This is a genomic window from Acinetobacter sp. YH12236 (genome assembly GCF_013417645.1).
Classification (GTDB): domain Bacteria; phylum Pseudomonadota; class Gammaproteobacteria; order Pseudomonadales; family Moraxellaceae; genus Acinetobacter.
In genome coordinates this window covers 78,900-96,964 of sequence record NZ_VPDM01000008.1, presented here as the reverse complement: position 1 = coordinate 96,964, position 18,065 = coordinate 78,900, and the positions used below count along the sequence as shown (strand labels likewise).

General features: G+C 44.7%; 16 protein-coding genes. 11 read left to right on the top strand and 5 right to left on the bottom strand.

What is annotated here, in order from left to right; translation table 11 throughout:
- Window positions 1–8: 8 nt before the first annotated feature.
- Complete coding sequence (dapA, locus tag FTV14_RS05520) at window positions 9–908, bottom strand: 4-hydroxy-tetrahydrodipicolinate synthase (protein ID WP_125278859.1); 900 nt, start codon at window positions 906–908, stop codon at window positions 9–11.
- A gap of 728 nt (window positions 909–1,636) precedes the next feature.
- On the opposite strand from dapA, the gene mhpT reads away from it, so the two are divergent.
- From mhpT to FTV14_RS05505, 3 genes are all read left to right on the top strand, one after another.
- A complete protein-coding gene (gene mhpT, locus FTV14_RS05515) occupies window positions 1,637–2,842 on the top strand; it encodes a 3-(3-hydroxy-phenyl)propionate transporter MhpT (RefSeq protein ID WP_180002565.1) in 1,206 nt (401 codons plus the stop codon).
- A 233-nt stretch (window positions 2,843–3,075) separates the two neighbouring features.
- Window positions 3,076–3,705, top strand: coding sequence for a bifunctional nicotinamidase/pyrazinamidase (gene pncA, locus FTV14_RS05510; protein WP_180002566.1), 630 nt, complete (start codon window positions 3,076–3,078; stop codon window positions 3,703–3,705).
- A gap of 107 nt (window positions 3,706–3,812) precedes the next feature.
- A complete protein-coding gene (locus FTV14_RS05505; protein ID WP_180031976.1) occupies window positions 3,813–4,787 on the top strand; it encodes a bile acid:sodium symporter family protein in 975 nt (324 codons plus the stop codon).
- Window positions 4,788–4,863: 76 nt separating this feature from the next.
- On the opposite strand, the gene FTV14_RS05500 is transcribed toward FTV14_RS05505, so the two are convergent.
- On the bottom strand, window positions 4,864–6,117 hold the full coding sequence (locus FTV14_RS05500) for a hypothetical protein (protein ID WP_180014874.1): 1,254 nt from the start codon (window positions 6,115–6,117) through the stop codon (window positions 4,864–4,866).
- Between the two features lie 77 nt (window positions 6,118–6,194).
- On the opposite strand from FTV14_RS05500, the gene serB reads away from it, so the two are divergent.
- From serB to FTV14_RS05485, 3 genes are all read left to right on the top strand, one after another.
- The gene (gene serB, locus FTV14_RS05495; protein ID WP_166137537.1) at window positions 6,195–7,415 is read left to right on the top strand and encodes a phosphoserine phosphatase SerB; all 1,221 of its coding nucleotides are present in this window, start codon (window positions 6,195–6,197) and stop codon (window positions 7,413–7,415) included.
- Window positions 7,416–7,832: 417 nt separating this feature from the next.
- On the top strand, window positions 7,833–8,168 hold the full coding sequence (gene aciT / locus FTV14_RS05490; RefSeq protein ID WP_034703185.1) for a ciprofloxacin tolerance protein AciT: 336 nt from the start codon (window positions 7,833–7,835) through the stop codon (window positions 8,166–8,168).
- 140 nt (window positions 8,169–8,308) lie between these two features.
- Window positions 8,309–8,788 (top strand): SCP2 sterol-binding domain-containing protein, encoded by a 480-nt coding sequence (locus FTV14_RS05485; RefSeq protein ID WP_004281258.1) that lies wholly within the window; start codon window positions 8,309–8,311, stop codon window positions 8,786–8,788.
- A 100-nt stretch (window positions 8,789–8,888) separates the two neighbouring features.
- Here the strand turns inward: FTV14_RS05485 and dtd are convergent, their stop codons facing one another.
- Entirely contained in the window at window positions 8,889–9,329 is a 441-nt protein-coding gene (dtd, locus tag FTV14_RS05480) for a D-aminoacyl-tRNA deacylase (RefSeq protein ID WP_004281259.1), read from the bottom strand.
- A gap of 227 nt (window positions 9,330–9,556) precedes the next feature.
- Here dtd and FTV14_RS05475 point away from each other — a divergent pair, with 227 nt between their 5' ends.
- The 5 genes from FTV14_RS05475 to asd all read left to right on the top strand — a co-directional run bounded on the left by FTV14_RS05475 (window position 9,557) and on the right by asd (window position 14,994).
- Window positions 9,557–11,071, top strand: a complete 1,515-nt coding sequence (locus FTV14_RS05475; protein WP_180031974.1) for a catalase — start codon at window positions 9,557–9,559, stop codon at window positions 11,069–11,071.
- Between the two features lie 186 nt (window positions 11,072–11,257).
- Window positions 11,258–11,785, top strand: coding sequence for an ankyrin repeat domain-containing protein (locus FTV14_RS05470; protein ID WP_180031972.1), 528 nt, complete (start codon window positions 11,258–11,260; stop codon window positions 11,783–11,785).
- Window positions 11,786–11,913: 128 nt separating this feature from the next.
- Entirely contained in the window at window positions 11,914–13,119 is a 1,206-nt protein-coding gene (pncB, locus tag FTV14_RS05465) for a nicotinate phosphoribosyltransferase (RefSeq protein ID WP_180031970.1), read from the top strand.
- A 178-nt stretch (window positions 13,120–13,297) separates the two neighbouring features.
- Window positions 13,298–14,146 carry a sulfurtransferase gene (locus FTV14_RS05460; RefSeq protein ID WP_180031982.1) on the top strand — a complete coding sequence of 283 codons (849 nt, stop codon included), beginning with the start codon at window positions 13,298–13,300 and terminating at the stop codon, window positions 14,144–14,146.
- The gene (asd, locus tag FTV14_RS05455) at window positions 14,143–14,994 is read left to right on the top strand and encodes an archaetidylserine decarboxylase (protein WP_180031968.1); all 852 of its coding nucleotides are present in this window, start codon (window positions 14,143–14,145) and stop codon (window positions 14,992–14,994) included. Before FTV14_RS05460 ends, asd begins: the two co-directional genes overlap by 4 nt.
- A 300-nt stretch (window positions 14,995–15,294) precedes the next feature.
- On the opposite strand, the gene FTV14_RS05450 is transcribed toward asd, so the two are convergent.
- Window positions 15,295–15,909, bottom strand: a complete 615-nt coding sequence (locus FTV14_RS05450; protein ID WP_159124212.1) for an SPOR domain-containing protein — start codon at window positions 15,907–15,909, stop codon at window positions 15,295–15,297.
- Between the two features lie 313 nt (window positions 15,910–16,222).
- Window positions 16,223–18,013 (bottom strand): arginine--tRNA ligase, encoded by a 1,791-nt coding sequence (argS, locus tag FTV14_RS05445; protein ID WP_180031966.1) that lies wholly within the window; start codon window positions 18,011–18,013, stop codon window positions 16,223–16,225.
- Window positions 18,014–18,065 lie beyond the last annotated feature (52 nt).

Below are 18,065 nucleotides of genomic sequence, written 5' to 3'. Positions count from 1 at the left end.
GTTGCTCTTTATTTAATGACGCTCGCTTCTACAAGTGCCTCATGAAGCGGAGCGCGATATTGTTCTGCAAGTGGTGTTAATGGAAGGCGAATACCTGTACCAATTAAGCCCATATCATGGAGAGCCCATTTCACAGGAATTGGGTTTGATTCGCAAAATAGAATATTGTGTAAATTTGCAACCTGAGCATTGAGCTCTTCAGCACGTGCAGCATCGCCTGCAATGGCTGCAGCACATACTTCACTCATGACTTTAGGTGCAACGTTGGCAGTCACAGAGATATTACCTTTGGCACCATGACCCATTAACTCATAGGCAGTTGCATCATCACCTGAGTAAACGGTCATGTTTTTACCTGCCAGACCTTCAATCAGGGCAGCACCACGGGCTACATCACCTGTTGCATCTTTAATGCCCACGATCTGTGGAATATCTGCCAGACGGATCACGGTTTCATTAGCCATATCCACGCCAGTACGGCCTGGAACGTTATAAAGAATTTGAGGTAGGTCAACCGCTTCAGCAATGGCTTTATAATGCTGGTATAAACCTTCCTGAGTCGGTTTGTTGTAGTAAGGAGTAACCAGCAGGGCAGCATCAGCGCCAAGTTCTTTGGCTTCCTGAGTCAGCTCGATTGCTTCACGAGTCGAGTTTGCGCCTGTACCGGCAATGATAGGAATACGTTTGTTGGCAACACGAATGATTTCTTTGATCACTTGAGTGTGCTCGCTCATGCTGAGCGTTGATGCTTCACCAGTAGTACCTACAGCCACAATGCTGTTAGTGCCTTCTGCAATATGCCACTCAACCAGCTTCTCGAGACCCTTCCAATCTACGCTGCCATCTTCAAACATGGGGGTGACGATTGCGACAATGGAACCCTGAATGGTCTGTGCTTGCTGAGTCATTTTAAAAAACTATCCTATTTGTCCATCCGAAGAGAATGAGAAAACATATTTGGGATGGGTTTGTATTTTGATTTGTAGCAAATTCAATAGATTTGCACTGAATTGAATATTGCTTATGCAAATTATGACTGATCAAACGCATAAGAACAATATGCTTTAGTAAAAGCCACTGAATTCTTTATACAAAGCCTCTAGGCAACAATCAAGTTTTAATCGTTATGATTTTTTGCTGTCCAAATCATCCTTTATCCTCCAGCAGTATGAAAGCTAATGAATTCATTTTTTCAGGAAAAAATACAAAGAATAAGTTACTTAAGTGAATTAAATAGATTTAGAAAACATTCTTTTATGGCGTTTTAGGGGAGTATTAATATTTATATTCGATGAATTAAGAGCTAAAATATATCGAACAATAAACCTCATTTATGAGGAATAAAAAGCAAAAATACCTGAACTAATCTTTTTTTCGTATTAGTGATCGGCCCCGAATTTTTCTCACTGTTGAATTTCCGGGTTTGATGTATAAGTCTAAATCCAAAAATACTGGGATTTTAATACTTCTCATTAATTGCTTTTTTGACTTTATCGAACAGCATCTTAAGGTCATCAATTTTCTGGATTTTTCAGTATATCCGAGCAAATTGTTCAACTTATTGGTAGTTAATTCTATTTGAGCGCTCATAGATGATGGCCTCTCTTTTGAACGCTGATTGAACAAGGATATTCCAATGGAAAAATCAGACAATAAGCACGCGATCATCACGGTAGGGATCTGCTTTCTGATCGCTGTGATTGAAGGCCTGGATATTCAGGCTGCCGGGATTGCCGCTGCTGGTATTCGTGAGCACTTTGGTCTGGATAGCTCACAATTGGGTGTGTTTTTTAGTGCAGGGATTCTGGGCTTATTGCCTGGTGCACTGGTCGGTGGTCGATTCGCGGACCGTATTGGTCGTAAGAAAGTTTTAATCTGGTCAACCGCAATTTTTGCACTATTTACCTTATGTACCGTGTGGGTGAACAGTTTCCACAGTTTGCTGGCAGTTCGTTTTCTGGCGGGTGCGGGTCTTGGCGGTGCAATGCCAATCTTAATCACGCTGGCTTCTGAAGCCGTGGCTCCACAAAACCGTGGACGTGCCGTGGGCCTGATGTACTGTGGTATGCCAGTGGGTGCTGCAATCTTGTCTTTAATCGCAGCAACTGAATTCGGTGCAAACTGGAAAAATGTTTTTTACTTAGGTGGTTTATTACCCATCATTGTGATTCCACTGATGATGTTGTGTCTGCCTGAATCTAAAGAATACATAAAGGCACAAAACAAGACAGCCGCAGAACGTGCAGCATCTCCTCAGGGTTCATTCAAGGATCTGTTTAACTCTGACAACTTGCTTCGTACGCTTTGCATCTGGGTGAGTTACTTCTTCACCCTGATGGTGGTGTACATTATGTTGAGCTGGTTGCCATCATTGTTCATGGAACTGGGCTTCACCCGTAAAGATGGTTCAACTGCACAGTTCTACTTTATGGTGACTGCAACGATTGGTACCGTGATTTTGGGTATGCTGACGGATCGCCTGAAAAAAGCGTATGTCATTCTATTGATGTACGGCGGTATCCTGGCGGGTCTATTAGCGTTGAACGGTGCAAGCTCACTTGAGCAAATGTACATGGCCGCAGCACTGGCAGGTGCCTTTGTGATTGGCTGTCAGGGTGTACTCTATGCCTTCGGTAGTATCGTTTACCCAACTGAAGTACGTGGTACAGGGGTAGGTGTTGCTTCCGCAGTTGGCCGTATCGGCGCCATGCTTGGCCCTGCAATTGCGGGTCAGCTACTGACAGCAGGCTTCGGTGCAGCAGGGGTGATCTCGGCAGCGATTCCATGTATCGTAATCTCTGCGGTATGTATGCTACTCCTGGTCAGCCGTACCAAGGTTTAAAAATAAAAAGATGAATATCCGAAAAGCCTGCACTGATGCAGGCTTTTTATTTTCCAGTATCAGTTCAGCTTAAGACAAATTCTTTCTATGTTTTGGAGAGCAATAGCTTTTACAGTTAACTCATCATGCGTTTTATCAGAATGCAGAGTCATTCTATTTTTACCTAAAGGGCTAAAAATTTTCTTTAGTTTTAAGCTATGCTTGGATGCAAACTCAGATTTCAAGGGATGAAAATGATGCAAAATGCGGCGCTGATTGTGGTGGATGTACAAAAAGGATTTACCCCAGGTGGAAATCTGGCTGTTACCAATGCCGATCAGATTATTCCGAATATCAACCGATTGGGGCAGTACTTTCAGAATATTGTACTGACTCAGGATTGGCATCCGGCAGAGCATATTTCCTTTGCAGACAATCATCCTGCTCAAGCAGCCTATGACACGATTCAGCTGGATTATGGTTCTCAGGTACTCTGGCCGAGTCATTGTGTACAAGGAACTGAAGATGCTGAATTACATCCGGAGCTGAACCTTCCACAAGCCCAACTGATTATCCGTAAAGGCTTTCATCAAAATATCGACAGTTACTCCGCCTTTATGGAAGCTGATCAAAAAACCAGTACCGGTCTGGCCGGCTATTTACGTGAGCGCGGTATTGATACCGTATTCATCGTGGGTATCGCGACTGATTTTTGTGTGGCCTGGACTGCGATGGATGCCTGCAAACTCGGCTTTAAGGCCTATGTCATTGCGGATGCCACCAAAGGTATAGACCTGAACGGTTCGCTACAACATGCCTGGCAGGACATGCTGGCACAGGGTGTAAAACGGATTTATCTGAAAGATATTATTAATGCTGCCTAAGCGCTGACTTAAGGCGATTAGGGCCATTTGCCATTATGCAATGGTTTGTTTACTTTGAGGCATCCACAGATGCCTTGATTTCTTTTTCATGACACTTGGATTTTCCCATGTCAGCACTTCTTCAATTTAGCCAGTTTGTCCAAAAGACCTTTGCTCTATGGGTCATTCTGTTTTCAGCCATTGCCTTGATGCTGCCGGATCTTTTTGTCTGGTTACGCGCCTATATTCCCTGGATGCTGGGTCTGATCATGTTCGGCATGGGCATGACCATGACGCCAGGTGATTTTAAAAGTATCTTGCAAAGTCCCAAGGCCGTTGCGATTGGGGTCGTGGCTCAGTTTATGGTGATGCCAGGGTTAGCCTTTTTGCTCTGTCAGCTATTCCAGCTTCCGGCTGAAATTGCGATTGGTGTGATTCTGGTAGGCTGCTGTCCAGGTGGTACGGCATCAAATGTGATTACCTATATGGCCAAAGGCAATACAGCCTTGTCTGTGGCGTGTACTTCGGTATCAACTTTATTGGCACCGCTTTTGACTCCGGCAATTTTTTATCTGCTGGCCAGCCAATGGATTGAAATTAATGCCTTATCCATGCTGATTTCGATTCTGCAAGTGGTGCTGTTTCCAATCATTTTAGGTTTGATTGTCCGTGCCCTTCTAAAAACCAGGGTAGAAGGCTATATCCAGGTAATGCCAGTAATTTCGGTGATTGCCATTGTCGCAATTGTGGCGGCAATTATTGCCGGCAGTAAAACCCAGATTCTGGAATCCGGGTTAATGATTTTGGGTCTTGTGGCTTTACACAATGGAATGGGCTACTTATTGGGTTATTGGGCAAGCCGAATATTGAAACTGGCAGAAATCGATTGTCGCGCGGTTTCGATTGAAGTGGGAATGCAGAATTCTGGTTTAGGGGTAGCGTTGGCTGCGACCCATTTTGCCGCGTCTCCCATCACTGCGGTTCCAAGTGCTATTTTCAGCCTATGGCATAACATTTCTGGACCCGCCTTGGCGACGTACTGGGCCGCCAAAAGTAAGACAATTGAATCTGCATCAGCACAAGATACTTCCGCAGATAGATAACATCCTGACTGCTGAAGATTTTATTTCTCTCATATAAAAAGCCCGATATTCAATCGGGCTTTTTGCTTTCTGTGACTTAGGACGCTTTAGACTGTTTCGATTTGAGAATCTCGGTTCTGAAGCTTTGCGCTAGTTCAGCACTTTCCGCATCCATCCCATTGACCACAAAGGCATGACGGGTCAGAACATTGGTCGGATTTGGCATGCTGACCAGCTCAAAGTGGTCCGCGATTTGTTTCAACAGGGCATTAGGAACATGCAGTGCACTTTCCTTAGCGACTAGTTGCTGAACCAGACGTTCTGCAGCCTGAACGGAATTAAGCTGCATTTCTTCAACGGCTGAAGAAATTGCGCTACGTGTCTGCAGGACAAAACGTTTTTCTTCACGATAACGCTTATACAGGACTTCCGAAAGCAACTGGAATACTGAACTGATCATGGTCAAACAGGCGAGGGCATCTGGCTTGTCTGCCGCAATACTGATACTGGCGCCTTTTTCATCAAACTTGTGCACGGTACAAATATCTGTGCTATTCAGTTTGTAATGCTGGATGCACAGTTCAGTCGCTTTATTCAGGAAAATCTGGCACAGGTTGAAATAAGGAACTGATACCGTTTTATTCACGCTATCCAGCAACTGTTTTGGATCATAGAACTGAATGTTCAAACTCAGGCTATCGGTATCCAGGACCACCGGTTTGCTGTCTTTTTCTTTCGGTTTGTTTTTCAGGGCTTGCTGTGCCTGGGCAATGGCGAGGGCAGCATTATGCTTTTCCTGTTCCAGTGCCTGAGTCAAGGTCTGAATCTCGAATTTCAGTCGCGATTCATTATTGATACGTGCCAGATACTCGGTACGGCTTGGACGCGCTACCGCACGATAACCGACCCAAAGCAAACCATGAATAATGAAAGAGAACAGAATGGCGAGCCATTGAGTCCGCAGAATTTCACCAATACTTGGCTCAATCAGGGTGATTTCGATCACACCGACTTTTTTCTCGTTTTGCAGGGCATCTCGGACAAAAACTTCCCCATCACGGGTCTTGGTCAGTCCACCAGTGGCTAAAACCTGACCATTCGCATCCAGGATACGAATTGAAGCAACGCTTGGGTTAGTCGCATAACGGTTGGCCAGAAGTGCCAGAGAAACGCGGTTCGCCGGTTCAAGCTCCGCCAGGCTGTCTGTGACCAGTTGGCTCGTCATGAGCTGTCCCTGGTTGGCACGGTTATCATTCAGTTGGTGAGTCGTTGCCAATACCAGTAAAAAGGTATGCAGAGCAAAACTTACAATCAGTAGGCTAGCAAATAGCCCTTGTCTAGGCGCATTCAACGTAAACTTCCAAGGCAATTCTGTTCAATTTCGATTATGATTCTAACAATAGTTGTAGCTCAGACCCGAGTCAATTCATGCGAGAAATCATTCTTATATCATTCTTAGGACCCGACCAGCCTAATCAATTTACACGATTAATGCAGGTTTTGTCCGCTCATTCCTTACAGATTCTAGATGTGGGGCAAGCGGTCATTCATAATCAACTGACCTTAGGTATTGTTGTATCGTCTGATGACCAAACTGCAACAGCATTAGCCATGAAGGAAATCCTGATTCTAGCACATGATATCGGGTTAACAGTGCGCTTTAAACCAATCTCTGCTGCTGAATATGAACAGTGGGTAAGAGAGGGTGGCCGCACGCGTTATATCGTAACGGCATTGGCCCCGGAATTAAATGCCTCTCATCTGCAAGCCGTGACCAAAATCGTGTCGAGTCAGGGCTTCAATATTGAAACCGTGACCCGTCTTTCTGGCCGTCCTGAGCTGGATGGTTCCAATACTGGCCCTAAACGTGCCTGTGTACAGTTTGGTCTGAAAGGCCAGATGCTGGATGCAGCAGCCATGCGTGCAGCCTGCTTAAGCCTGTCGAATAACCTGAATGTCGATGTGGCAGTACAGGAAGATAATGCTTACCGCCGTAACCGTCGTCTGGTCTGCTTTGACATGGACTCGACCCTGATCGAGCAGGAAGTGATTGATGAGCTGGCGATCGAAGCTGGTGTCGGTATCCAAGTCTCTGAAATTACTGAACGCGCGATGCAGGGCGAGCTGGACTTCCAGCAAAGTTTCCGTGCTCGTGTTGCTTTATTAAAAGGCATGGATGCATCGGTATTGCCAAAAATTGCTGAGCGTCTGACCGTGACTGAAGGTGCAGAACGCCTGATTTCAACCCTGAAAGCACTGGGCTACCGTACCGCAATTCTGTCTGGTGGATTCCAGTATTTTGCAGAATATCTGCAAGCCAAACTGGGAATTGATGAAGTTCATGCCAACGTTCTGGATGTGCAGGATGGCGTGGTGACAGGCGAAGTCAAAGGTCATATTGTGGATGGCGCACGCAAGGCTTTATTGCTCCGTGAAATTGCCGACAATATGGGAATTTCTCTGGAACAGACCATTGCTGTAGGTGATGGTGCCAACGACCTGCCAATGCTTTCAATTGCGGGCCTAGGTGTGGCTTTCCGTGCCAAGCCTTTGGTTCGTCAGAATGCCAATCAGGCCATTTCCAGCGTGGGTCTGGATGGTGTGCTCTACCTGCTCGGTGTACATGATAAAGATCTGAGCCGCGCGTAACACATAGCTTTTCGGTGAAATCCAACGCGGCCTTAGGGTCGCGTTTTTTTATATTTTTAGCTTAACTTTTATCGAGGGACGGCGCAGCTTGTCTATAAATACCCCGATCATCTTAAACGGAAAATATTTTTTTTAAGTCGATGAAAGGGCATATGATTTTGTAATGACACGCCAACATCGACGCAGCAATTGATCCACAAATACTGTGAAAATAAAAAATGTAATGACAAAATAATATCGCGACAGAGTATGTCGTAAGGGGAGAAAACAGGACTTTTTTTATGCAAAAAACTCAGCATAATGCATGCATAGAGATACAAATCGACACATTCCATTTTATTGATTTAACGAAATTCAATAGGTAGGACGGTTGCAATATCAAGCATACACACTATCCTTTTGGATGGAGGGGTTTATATGGTAACAGCGAATCTAGCAACTCTCGTAGGCTTTAGTTTAGTCGCCGCGGCTGTGCTTGCTGTTTTCTTCTCGCCTTATCGTCGCTGGTTAAGTTTTATGGCTGCGGGAATGCTAGCCTGGGGCCTGATCGAAGTGATTCGAGTAGGTACTCAAGCCTTGTTTGAGCTCCCGATGACATATAGCTATCTGACAGCTTTAACGGCCGTGATGGTCGTAGTGACCTTACTGTTATTGCGTGAAGATCGACGTGCAGAGCGTGCTTTGGCTAAACGCCGTTATATCGAACATACACCAGTGTATGAAGATGACCAGCAGCAGCTATCTAGCCGTTAAGTTCTCTAATATCAGCGAAATAATGCACCTGCGGGTGCATTTTTCGTTTAGAAATATGATACAAAGTCCTGCATCTGCCTGGCTTTGATCTATGCTAGGATATTTGTCAATTTTCGTACAATTAGAATAGGCATAATTCCATGAAACTGTCCTCCATTCCTGTGCTCAAACTTCCTTTGGTTGACCTCAGTACCGATCCACTTGATTTGCTGGTCGCAGGTCTTGCATTACGTATGAAGCAGTTAGCACGTACCAGCCCGAAATTTATTGAATTGGTACATGAACGCCAGTTCCGTATTCAGATTGGAACAGATGAAGGAATGGCACGTCAGATCGTTGTGAATAATGGTCATATTGATACTGTTTCAGGTGATGCAGAAAAAGCTGATTTTGTACTGCAATTTGCTGACAGTGAACAGGGCGTAAAAACGTTGCTCAAAGGTGATCCGACTGCATTCATGACCGGTATGCAAAGTGGCACGATTAAAATGGAAGGTGATTTTGGTCTGCTGGTCTGGTTTAACCAGGTTGCGAAAATGATTCCGCCTAAACTGCCAAAACCGGTCAAAGAAAAAGTGAAAATGGCACGCCAGTTTATTAAAGAGAAAACTGGTAAATAACTCCTAATCCCCCTGCTTTAATTAAAGGAGGGGCTAGGGAAGGATTATCATAAAAAAGCCCTCATCAAGAGGGCTTTTTTCATTTTGGAACAATGACGGTTTATTCAACTTCCAGATTAAACGTTACCGGCCCATCATTGACCAGATGCACTTTCATATCGGCCGCAAAAATACCGGTTTGTACATTTTCGAACTGGCTCTGCGCATATTCAACCAGCTGTTCATACAAGACCTTGGCATCGCTTGGCGGCATGGCGGGACCAAAGTCCGGACGTAAGCCTTTTTGGGTTTGCGCCATCAAGGTAAATTGGGACACCAGCAGTAAACCGCCACCGGCCTGACTGACATTCCAGCCCATCTTGCCCTGCTCATCATCAAAGAAACGGTATTTCAATATCTTATCAATCAGTTTTTTACCTTTTTCCAGATTGTCTTCTTTACCTAAACCTAGAAAAACCAGAATACCTTTGCCAATTTCTCCGGTGGTTTCACCATCGACCACGACTTTGGCTTCCAGTACCCGTTGTAATAATGCACGCATAATCAATTTTAGTCAGATTCAAAATTGCCGCCATTGTAGCAAGATCAGACTCATCTGTTATTAAGTTAATGTCTAAAAAATGGGCTTAATTGATTGATTAGCATTGATAATATTTTAAACTATCTAAAAACACGATCATAATCATAAAAATTATCTGTTTTATCTATTTTTTGCTCTCAAGTATCTTAGCTGCATGCAGGAAAGGTATTAAATTGAGAGATTTAGAAATGTTTAAGCGTTCATTACTTGTTGCAATGCTTGCAACGGTGACAGCTGCACAAGCTGCACCATTAACCAAAGATAACGGGGCACCAGTCGGTGATAACCAGAACTCGATCACTGCGGGTCCACAAGGTCCAACTTTGCTGCAGGATGTACAACTGGTTCAAAAACTGCAACGTTTTGGCCGTGAGCGCATTCCTGAACGTGTCGTACACGCACGTGGTACGGGTGCTTATGGTGAATTCGTTACGACGAAAGATCTGTCTGATTTAACAATTGCTTCTTTATTCAAGGCCGGTACCAAAACTCCAGTTTTTGTGCGCATGTCTACCGTCATTCATGGTAAAGGTTCACCAGAGACCCTACGTGACCCGCACGGTTTCGCCATCAAATTCTATACCCAGGAAGGTAACTGGGACTTGGTCGGTAACCAGACACCAGTCTTCTTTATCCGTGATGCGATCAAATTCCCGGACTTCATCCACGCGATGAAACCAAGCCCCGTCACCAACGTACAAGATGCCAACCGTGTGTTTGACTTTCTGTCTAGCCAGCCTTGGGCAACCAACATGCTGACTTATGTTTATGGCAAGCAAGGTGTCCCAACCAGCTACCGCGAACAGGACGGTTTTGGTGTACATGCCTACAAACTGTATAACGACAAAGGCGAATACAAGTACGTGAAATTCAACTTCCGCTCTAAACAGGGCGTGAAGGGCTTGAATGTCAAAGAAGCGGCTGCACAACAAGGTAAAGATTTCAACCACTTGACCAACGATCTTTATAACAACATCTATGCAGGTAATTTCCCGAAATGGGATCTGTATATTCAGGTGCTTGATCCTAAAGATCTGAACAGCTTTGATTTCGATCCGCTAGACCCAACCAAAATCTGGCCAACCAAACTGGTTCCAGAAGTGAAAGTCGGTACATTGACACTCAACCGTATGCCGAAGAACTTCTTCAATGAAACTGAACAGGCTGCATTTGCACCAGGTAATCTGGTCCCAGGTATCGAACCCTCTGAAGACCGTTTGCTTCAAGGCCGTATCTTCTCTTATTCAGATACACAAATGTATCGTCTAGGTGCGAACCATCAGCAAATTCCGGTAAACCGTCCTGTGGTGAATGTGAACAACAATAACCAGGAAGGTCACATGAATGTGTCTGAACGTGACTCTGATGTGAACTACGAGCCAAGCCGTAAAGAGCCTAAACCGGCGACTGAAAAAGCACGTGCAGTTGAAACACCATTGACTGGTCATGTTCAGCAGATCGCTACTAAAGAGCAAAACTTCAAGCAAGCAGGTGACTTGTACCGTTCATATACTGCCAAAGAGAAAGATGACCTGATCATGAACCTGGCGGCTGATCTGGGCAATGTCAAAGATTCAGAAACCAAGCACATCATGTTGTCTTACTTCTATAAGGCAGATGCTGACTACGGTATGCGCATGACTAAAGCTGTAAATGGTGACATCTCAATCGTTAAAGCCAAAGCTGCAAAATTAAAAGACTAATCCCGATTGGTCTTGAAGAACTGGTGACTAGGGCCTAGCGCATCACCTCCAAAAAGTCCTGTAATACTCCAAACCTTTCCTGCACCCTAGGGGGAGTTTTACAGGCACTCTGTTTTTTATTCCATCTCAGGTCAATTGAGTCTTTCAAGACTTAAATTTTCCTTTCGATTTCTGTTGGAGTTCATCATGAAAGTTCTGCCATATACATTTTTAGCCAGTATTCTTGCCTTTAGTTCCGCATTCGCAACTGCTGCTGAAGTGAAGAATGTCTCCCCTGCAAAAACTGCGGCAAGCGTTCAGATGACCTCACAACAGGAATTGATCGATCTGTTTTTTGCTGCGGCTAAAATCGGCAATAGCGAAGTGATCAATGAATTTTTAAAGCACGGCTTTCCAGTCGATGTACGCAATCAAGATGGTTATACCTCGTTGATGATGGCAACCTATTATGGCCATCAGGATATTGTGACCACCTTACTGGCCAAAGGGGCAGACCGCTGCGCCCGGGACAACCGTGGCAATACAGCCTTGATGGGTGCCTTGTTTAAAATGGAATTTGCCATTGCCAAACAGCTGCGTCAGGTCGACTGTGATGCCCAAGCCAAGAAAACCGGGCAAAAAACCACAGCTGAATTTGCCAAGGTGATCGGTCAGGAAAAGCAGCTACAAAAAATTATCAAGGAACAGGAAAACGGGCTGAAAGCAGTCAAATAACTGTGTGGGAAGCAGTTTATTTTCTTGAACTTTTGTCGATAATTCAGCTAGCTGTACGTAAATCCTGCAATATTGCCTAAACTTTTATGCTTTAATGCGGGATAAGCACAGCGATATTTCCCTTAGTTATGGCTCCAATTATCCACTCTTTGTTAGATACTGACTTGTATAAATTCACCATGCTACAAGTGGTATTACACAAGTTTCCACAAACGCATAGTGTCTATCATTTCCGTTGTCGCAACCTGGAAGATACGGAATATCCGCTGACGGATATTCTGGATGATTTGAATCACCAACTGGATTTGCTGTGTCAGCTCAAATTTAAAGAAGACGAATTACAATATTTACGCAGCCTGCGTTTTATCAAAAGCGATTTTGTGGATTATCTGGAACTATTCCAGCTCAAACGCCGTTTTATTAAGGCCACCATCGACAATGAAGGCCGCCTGGATATTACTATTGAAGGCCCCATGGTTCAGGCAATGATGTTTGAAATCTTTGTACTGGCCATTGTGAATGAACTGTATTTTAGCCGCATTCGTACATCTGAAGTGCTAGCTGAAGGTGAGCGCCGTTTAAAAGCTAAAATTGAACTTTTAAAACAGTATGATGCCGCGCAGAACCCGAATGATCCACCATTCCTGGTCTCGGACTTTGGTACCCGCCGTCGTTATAGTTTTGACTGGCAAAAGCATGTGGTCGAAGAATTTAATAAAGCTGCACCGCACGTATTCCGTGGGACCAGTAATGTGTATTTAGCCAAAGAGTTGGGTATTACCCCGATTGGCACCATGGCACATGAATTTCTGCAAGCCTTTCAGGCGTTAGATGTGCGTCTGCGTAATTTCCAGAAAGCCGCCCTGGAAACCTGGGTACAGGAATACCGTGGTGACCTTGGAATTGCCTTGACCGATGTAGTCGGTATGGATGCTTTCCTGCGTGACTTTGACCTGTACTTTGCCAAACTGTTTGACGGCTTGCGTCATGATAGTGGCGATCCCTATGAATGGGGTGACAAGGCTTATGCTCACTATAAAAAGCTGAAAATTGACAGCAAAACCAAAATGCTGACTTTTAGTGATGGCCTGAATCTGGAAAAAGCCTGGAAATTGCATCAATACTTTAAAGATCGCTTTCAGGTCAGCTTCGGGATCGGCACCAATCTGACCAATGACATGGGGCAGACGCCGCTAAATATCGTATTGAAACTGGTGGAATGCAACCGTCAGTCGGTAGCGAAAATCTCCGATAGCCCAGGAAAAACCATGACGGATAATGATACTTTCCTGGCATATTTGCGTCAGGTGTTCAATATCTCAGAACCTGCCTAAAAATCTCTGCTTGATTCAAAAAACCGCTTCAATCATGAGGCGGTTTTTTCTTGGATGATGGTCTTTCTTAAATCAGCTTTAGCTAAAATTATGCTAAGGATCTAGATAAAAACAACATAATTGAAAAAATGAGCTGTGCTAAGATCAAAAGGATTTGACCGCAATGACAACTACTAAGATGACAGCTTCCGCCTTTGACTTTGGTCTGCTGATTGAAGCAGAAGATTTGGTTCCACATTTGGGAAATGAAAAACTTCGAATTGTTGATTTAAGCCGGGCGTCGGTTTATGAACAATTGCATATTCCACATGCCTTACATCTGCAACCCAAGCTGCTGGTTCGTCAGGAAGAAACAGCCATGGGCCTGTTACCGGATGCAGAAGGGCTGGAAGCTTTAATTCGTTACCTGAATATTTCTCCTGAACATCATGTCGTAGCTTATGATGATGAAGGCGGTGCGTGGGCAGGGCGTCTGCTCTGGAACCTGCATTGCATGGGCTTTGAAAATACCAGTTTACTCAATGGCGGCATTCATGCCTGGCTGGGTGCGGGACTACCGACTTCATCAGATCAGGAAACGTTTATACCTGTCGATCATCTGGTTCCAGTCAATCTTGAAAGAAAGGCTGAGTTTCAGATTGATTATGATGAATTAAAACAACTCATTGAAAATGAAAAAATTCAGGTATGGGATTGTCGTACAGAAGATGAATACACTGGCCTGCGTCTGGCTGCGCGACGCGGTGGTCACATCCCGGGCGCACGTCATTTTGAGTGGAGTACTGCCCTTAACCGGCAAAATCATTTAAAATTACATCCTTTACCACATACTCAGCAGCGTCTGGAACAACTGGGATTTGATCTGGATCAGCCGGTTGTGGTGTATTGTCAGTCCCATCACCGTTCAGGTCTGGCTTATATTCTGGGTCGCTTATTCGGCTGGAATATTCGAGCCTATGATGGTGCGTGGAGTGAATGGGGCAACCGCCTCGATAGTCCAATCGCTACAGGAGAGGTGCCATCTTGAGCATCACATCGCGTCTAAAACAACAACTGTTTATCCAGGCCCAAAAAGTGGTGCCACAGCATCGCCTGTCCCGTGTGGTGGGAAAAATTGCAGCCAGCGAAAATCCGCTGGTAAAAACAGCCGTGATTGCAGCGTTCAAGACCAAATACGGGATTGATATGTCGATTGCTGAGCAAACCAATGCCCTGAAATTCAAATCATTTAATGATTTCTTTACCCGTGGATTAAGAACTGGAGTGCGTGCGGTCGATGCTGATTCAACTGCGATCGTATCTCCGGCAGATGGCGCGATTTCCCAACTGGGTAAAATTGAAAATGGCGATGTGTTTCAGGCCAAAGGCCAGAAGTTTACGGTTGAAAACCTGATTGCTGATCCGCAACTAGCAGAACCATTCAAGAATGGTGAGTTTGCGACGGTGTATCTGTCACCACGTGACTATCATCGTGTTCACATGCCATTTGCCGGAACTCTAACAGAAACTTTATATGTGCCGGGTGAACTGTTCTCGGTCAACCAGACCACAGCCGAAAATATTCCAGGTCTGTTTGCCCGTAATGAACGTATGGTATGTCTGTTTGATACCGAACTTGGTCGTATGGCAGTGGTTCTAGTTGGTGCGATGATTGTGGCTGGTATTGAAACTGTGGCGACTGGCAAGGTAAAACCATCTGGTCGTATCGAGCTAAACCAGCACAATTTATTCCTTGAAAAAGGCGCTGAACTGGGTCGTTTTTACCTAGGTTCAACCGCCGTTATCCTGTTTGAGGAAAACAAGATGCAATGGGATGAGAAATTTAAAGCCAATTCAACCGTATTGATGGGTGAGGCGTTGGGTCATACCCTATAAAAAGCTTTTAATCTCCTGTTATGTTGCTTCCCCCTTTGAAAAAGGGGGATTGAGGGAGATTAAATATTCTAATTTCCTCCTCTTGCGTTTCAATTCAAAGCAGTGCTTCAAAGCTTGCTTAGGAGGGAATCTCATGATAACAAATATCCCTTAGATTCTTTCCCTTTGAAAAAGGTGAGAAGCCTTGCTTCGCAAGAGGGAGTTAAAAAATTAAAATCCCTCCCAACCTCCCTTTAAAAAAGGGAGGAGATAAAAGATTCAAAAAAAAGCGCCATCTGGCGCTTTTTTATTTTCTAAACTTTATCGTTTGACAACGATCGAATCGATACCACTGTGCTGTAAGGTTTGCTGTGCAATAATCGCAGATTCTGCTGAATCATAAGGTCCAGACACGACACGATACCAAACCTTGCCATTTTCCACACTGCGGACTACATCTGCAGATAAACCGTTGAGAATGATTTCTGCACGGCGGGCATCTGCCTGATCCGGGTCATCAAAACTACGAACTTGTAAAATATAGCTTGCAGAAGCAGGAGTTGGGGCTTCGGTTGCATCCAGACCTGGCTCAGTTGCTGTTTCTGATTCATCAACTTCAGGCCTTGGTGCCTCTACAATCACCACTGCTTCCTGATTTTTTGCTTCAGGAACCGCCTCTTCAGGAATCGGTGTCACTTGCTGCTGTGGCAACAGATCATAAAAACGGTAGTCTTTATTGGTATCTTCTTCTTGAGAATGTTCAGCCGTAGCCTGGTTTTTAGGTTTAACAGGTTCCCATGGCTTCCACAGCATGAGTGCCATTAAAAAACTTAACACGATTAAAATGATCACGAGTGTGCCGAGCCAGGTAGGAATAAGTGGCTTTTTAGGCTTATTCGGTCTTTCAGATACACCGCGCTGCGTTTTTCCAAACACTTGGGATTTCCTCTTATTTATCGGGGCAAATAGAAAAGGCATAACAGCAGTTATGCCCCTACTATGACTTCATCCTATGTGATCGTGATAGAAAAGTCATTATCTAGATCACAAATCACACAGAATTTTAATTTATCTACATCTTCAAGCACATAGCTAAAGTTACAAAATATTTATTCAGCAGATAAACGGCAATGACTAGCATGCTGACTTCGAGCAGAGCTCTTCGTCTTGCGTTAATGTAAAAGCAGTGCTTTACATTTTTGCTTCGAGCGGAGCTCTTGCCTTGCGAGCATGCAAAACAGTGTTTTGCTTACATGCTCTCAGGCGCAGATACACCAAGCAGTTCCAGACCGTTACGCAGCACCTGACGAACATTTACAGATAACAGTAAACGTGCCTGAGTTAATTCTGCATCATCGCCCAGAACCTTGTTGTCGTTGTACCAGCCATGAAACAGCGCAGCCAGCTCTTTCAGGTAGTTACCAATCTGATGTGGTTCATAGCTGTTTGCAGCACGAACGACAATCTCTGGATAAGCTGCCAGTTTTGCCAGAATTTCAGTTTCTGCTTCCAGCTCAAGTTTGGCTGCCAGACCACGTGCAGTGGTTGCATCAAAGTTCACGCCTGTAGATGCTGCCTTTTCTAACATACGGCAGATCCGCGCATGCGCATACTGGATGTAATACACGGCATTGTCCTTGCTTTGAGATACGGCAAGGTCAAGGTCGAAGTCAATGTGCTGTTCAGATTTACGCATGACATAGTAGAAACGCGCTGCATCATTACCGACTTCTTTACGCAGGTCACGTAAAGTCACGAACTGGCCTGAACGAGAGGACATCTGTACCATCTCTCCACCACGCCACAGGCTGACAAACTGAACCAGAAGTACAGTCAGTTTTTTCGAGTCATAGCCCAGAGCATCAATCGCTGCTTTTACACGTGCGATATAACCGTGATGGTCTGAACCCCAGATATCAATGATATCGGTATAGCCACGTTGTAATTTGTTTAGGTGATACGCAATATCAGACGCGAAATAAGTGGTTTGACCATTACGGCGTTTCACTACGCGGTCTTTTTCATCACCAAATTCAGTCGACTTGAACCAGATGTTGCCATCTTTTTCATACAGGAAGCCTCGCTGATCTAGAGTTTGTAGCGCTTCATCAATTTTTTCAGTCAGAGTTGCTTCGCTGAACCACTGGTTGAAAGTCACCCCGAATTCACCGAGGTCATCTTTAATATCATCAAGGATGGCTTTTAACGCAGCTTGATGGAATACACGGTAACCTTCATTTAATAAAGTTTGTGAGTTGAAGATCAGGCCATCAATGTGTTTTTCTTTATCGCCTGAAACAACCACTTTATTGCCTTCAGCATCCGGTTCGGCAGCATACTGTACGTCTTCAGGGACATCTTTATAAACGTCTGCAACAGGGCGAACATAGATATCGCCGTCTTTATCAATAATGCTTTGTGCGATTTCTTTAACGTAATCACCTTGATAGGCATTTTTCGGGAACACCAGTTCCTGACCTGTCAATTCTAAATAACGCAGATAAGTTGAAGTCGCCAAAATATCCATCTGACGGCCAGCGTCGTTGACATAATATTCACGGTCAACTTTGGCACCTGTCGCTTCAAGCAGATTTGCAACAGTCATACCATAAGCAGCGCCACGACCATGACCTACATGCAGGCTGGAAGTCGGGTTCGCAGACACAAATTCAACCTGAACGCGTTTTTCCGCATTGGCCTGGGTACGACCATATGTTGCCTGTTGAGCCTGAATCTGATCCAGCACAGCAAAACGCTGGTCTGCATTTAAAAAGAAGTTAATAAAGCCTGGGCCTGCAATTTCTGCCTTGCTGATATCCGCCACTTCAGGCAGGGCAGCAAGAATTTTTTCTGCTAAATCACGCGGTTTCATACCCGCAGCTTTAGACGCGATCATGGCAATATTTGATGCAAAGTCACCGTGGCTGCGGTCTTTGGTACGCGTCAAATTACTTGTATTGTTCCAGTCAGATGGGAGTACGTTTTGTGCCTGTAAAGTTTGCACTGCATGATCGAGAGCTGCTTGGATTGCCGTATTCATAATCAGTCGAAAATAGATATCGCAGAAAAACAGCAAATATAGCAAATTTCCG